At 66.1% G+C, this 2,934-nt stretch carries 3 protein-coding genes and 1 pseudogene; 2 read left to right on the top strand and 2 right to left on the bottom strand.

Annotated elements, in window-relative coordinates:
• Positions 1-999: condensation domain-containing protein (locus MLGJGCBP_RS17820; protein WP_236581178.1), on the bottom strand; the 999-nt coding region annotated here is incomplete at its 3' end.
• A gap of 443 nt (positions 1,000-1,442) precedes the next feature.
• Here MLGJGCBP_RS17820 and MLGJGCBP_RS17825 point away from each other — a divergent pair.
• The gene (locus MLGJGCBP_RS17825) at positions 1,443-1,622 is read left to right on the top strand and encodes a hypothetical protein (RefSeq protein WP_201453104.1); all 180 of its coding nucleotides are present in this window, start codon (positions 1,443-1,445) and stop codon (positions 1,620-1,622) included.
• Positions 1,623-1,699: 77 nt separating this feature from the next.
• The gene (gene hadA / locus MLGJGCBP_RS17830) at positions 1,700-2,248 is read left to right on the top strand and encodes a (3R)-hydroxyacyl-ACP dehydratase subunit HadA (protein WP_160097332.1); all 549 of its coding nucleotides are present in this window, start codon (positions 1,700-1,702) and stop codon (positions 2,246-2,248) included.
• Positions 2,249-2,500: 252 nt separating this feature from the next.
• Here the strand turns inward: hadA and MLGJGCBP_RS51845 are convergent.
• A pseudogene (locus tag MLGJGCBP_RS51845) lies at positions 2,501-2,693 on the bottom strand (hypothetical protein); the annotation flags it as partial.
• Positions 2,694-2,934 lie beyond the last annotated feature (241 nt).

Consider the following 2,934-nt stretch of genomic DNA (forward strand, 5'->3'; position numbering starts at 1 on the left):
CTCGAGGGTGTACCGCTGATGGCGCAGTGCGCCCGTCACCTCCCACCGCACCCGCTGGATCAAGTTGGCGAGAGTGTCGTCGGATCGTGTGCTCACCCGCAGCGGCGCGACGGTGACCAGCATTCCCCCGGAGCGGCGCAGCATCACTGTCGTCCGGGCCGAGACAGGCAGGTTGACGAGTACCTCGTCGCTGCCGGTCATGCGCGCAAGATAGGAACCGAATGCCGAGACGACCACCGCAGCGGCGGGGGCATCGAACACGTCGTCGGAACGGGCGAGTCTACTGGCCGCCTCGTCGGACAGCGCCGAGGTCACGAGGGCGCTCTTCGCCACCGCAGGAGCGACGACCGGCGACAAACTCGCGCCCGCGGGCATCTCGGCGACCCGCTCGGCCCAGTAAGTGTGGTCGGACTCGAACCGGTGCGACGCCCGATATCCCTGATCGATCGCGTACAGGGTTCGCAGATCTGCCGCGCGGTTGGGTTCGGGCGAACGCCCCTCCGTCGCGGCTGTGTACAGCGTGGCGATCCGGTTCACGAGTGTCATCGCCCCATACCCGTCGAGCGCGACGTGATGAATTCGGCTGTACCACAAATAGTCCTGCTCGCCGACCTGCAGCACCGCGGACCTTGCCAACATATCCCGCCTGAGGTCGATCGGGCTCGTGTACTCACCGTCCATCCACGCGTGAGCCGCCCCGACCGGGTCGTTCGCGGTGCGGAAGTCGACGAGTTCCGTGGACAACTCGATGGTGGGATCGACCACCTGGAACGGCTCACCGTCCACCTCGAAGATCCTCAGGAAGGTGGACTGGAACTCCCGCCCCGCCGCCAACGACGCCTCATTCAGAAGCTCGAGGTCGAGGGGCCCGTGCAATTCGACGTACTGGGCGATGCAGAGTGCGACGTCGGGTGCCAACCGTTGCGCGAGCCACATCCCGCGCTGCGCCGACGACAGGGGGAAGGCGTCCATGTCGAGAGCGGGATGGTTGAGTGGCATTGCAGAATCCAACGGAAAGGATCCCTTCGCATGCGACCGGGGGTCGTGGGGCGACGACGCCTCATGCGGGGCAGGGGTCGTGGCGGCCCGGGGTTCGGGGTTCCGATAATTGCAGCGCGGACAGAGCGCCGTAACGTCCGCGTTCGACTACATCCTTCTCAACTCGGGGGTTAGCTTTGTTATATCGCTGCTTTGCTCGCGCCTGTTACCGAACTTTCCGCGGCGGGGGCAGTCGACAATCCGTTCATAGCCGGCGGAAGCAGGGCATCCTCGCCGCGCGGGCAACTCTAGAAAACCTCGAGGTCAGTGCTTTGCGAGGATCCGTCAGACTCGGATCATCGATCGCACGCAGCCGGTCCACCCTCTGGCGCGATCTGACAGAACTTTGATGCGGATGATGCTGACTCCGGGCCCGGTCGGTACGTCGGGGATGCGGCGCGGAAGTGGATGTCGATGACTCCTTCGCGAGCCTGCCCGAGGAGACGCTGACCCGGTTCGACGCATCCCAGTGGCTGGCGATCGACAAGAGGGCGGGGGCCCTGGACTTCACTGGAATCGACCACGTCTTCATCTGCGGGCGAGTGGCTGCGCCGGTCCCCGCGGTGTGCCTGCTCGTCCGTTGAACGATCTGACCCCATGCGCCGGGCAATATCCCCCAGGTCGACCAGGCGACGCAGTTTCGTCGGTACCGTGAACCGATATGGGTGACACCGTGTACGAGGCAACCGAGATCGCGGCCCTGATGGCGGGGCTGATCGGCCGCCATCACCGGGTCACCGGCTACGAGGTCGGCCGGGAGAAGATCCGCGAATATGCCCGGGCCGTGCAGGATTCGCATCCCGCCCATTACCGAGAAGACGCCGCCCACCAGCTCGGATACGACGGGCTGATCGCACCGATCACGTTCGTCAGCATCTTGGGATCGCTTGCGATCGAGGAACTGTTCGTGCGAGTTCTGGTCGGCTACGGCCTGAGCCAGATGATGCACACCGATCAGCAGCTGACTCTGCATCGGCCGGTGCGGGTCGGGGACCGGTTGGACTGCGATATCTGTTTGGAGTCATTCCGGCAGATGGGCGGCACCGACATCATCGTCACCAGGAACCTGATCATCGACCAGCATCAGGATCCGGTGGCCACGGCCCGCACCACATTCGTCGCCCGGACCGGTGGCGTGGCCGATCCGGAGCTGGCCCGGGCGGTCGCTGCGGTGATGATGCACAAGGCGCCTGCACCCCCAGCGCCGTAGTTGTTTTAGGCAGGTTCCCTGTGGCCGGGTGTGCGGCTTTCGAGCCGCCGATGTTGGGGCGGCGGTCAGCTGGGTTTCTGCCGACGGGATTTCGATGTGACGGCGCGCGATGTGGACGTTGACCGCGGGCTGCGCGACGAGCGGCAGGTCGCCGCGCGCCCTTCCGTGGTGGTTTCGCGGAGACGGTTTCGCCCTCGCGCGGCTGTGATGGGGCGCCGGGCGCCGGTGGTGGGGTCGTGCCGCGGTGCCGACACGGGTACTCGGATCGGCGGTCAGGTCGTCGGTGTCGGCGAAGACCAGGCGCACGTCGTAGAGGGCGACCGCCAACCGGCGCACCGGCGCCCAGGCGTGCCCGCGCTCCTCGGTATCGGTCAGCTCGGTCCTCGACGATCCGACCGGTCTGGTCCGCTCCGGACGGCCGGCGCACCAGCACCCGCGCGCCCATGCCCAGGGGACCGGGTTCGGGCTTCGGCCTGGGTGTCTTCTTCGGGCGTCGGTCTGCACCTATGTTTCTCGCGTGCATTCGCGTGATCCACGAGGTTACGGGTGTGGGTAGCGCGCGCGGCCGAGGCGGGGTGGGCGGCAGATCAGGATGGCGTCGGCTAGGGAAAGAGTTGTGAAGGGAGTGAGTGGAGAGAGCGTGGAGAAATAAATTCCAATGTACGGGAAAGCGTGACTGCACGTTA

Origin of the sequence: Rhodococcus sp. T7, from assembly GCF_009872365.1 — a bacterium.
Lineage (GTDB): Bacteria > Actinomycetota > Actinomycetes > Mycobacteriales > Mycobacteriaceae > Rhodococcus_F.

Coding starts and splice junctions, on each gene's coding strand:
- hadA (WP_160097332.1), top strand. CDS start 1,700: ATGGGTGACACCGTGTACGAGGCAACCGAGATCGCGGCCCTGATGGCG.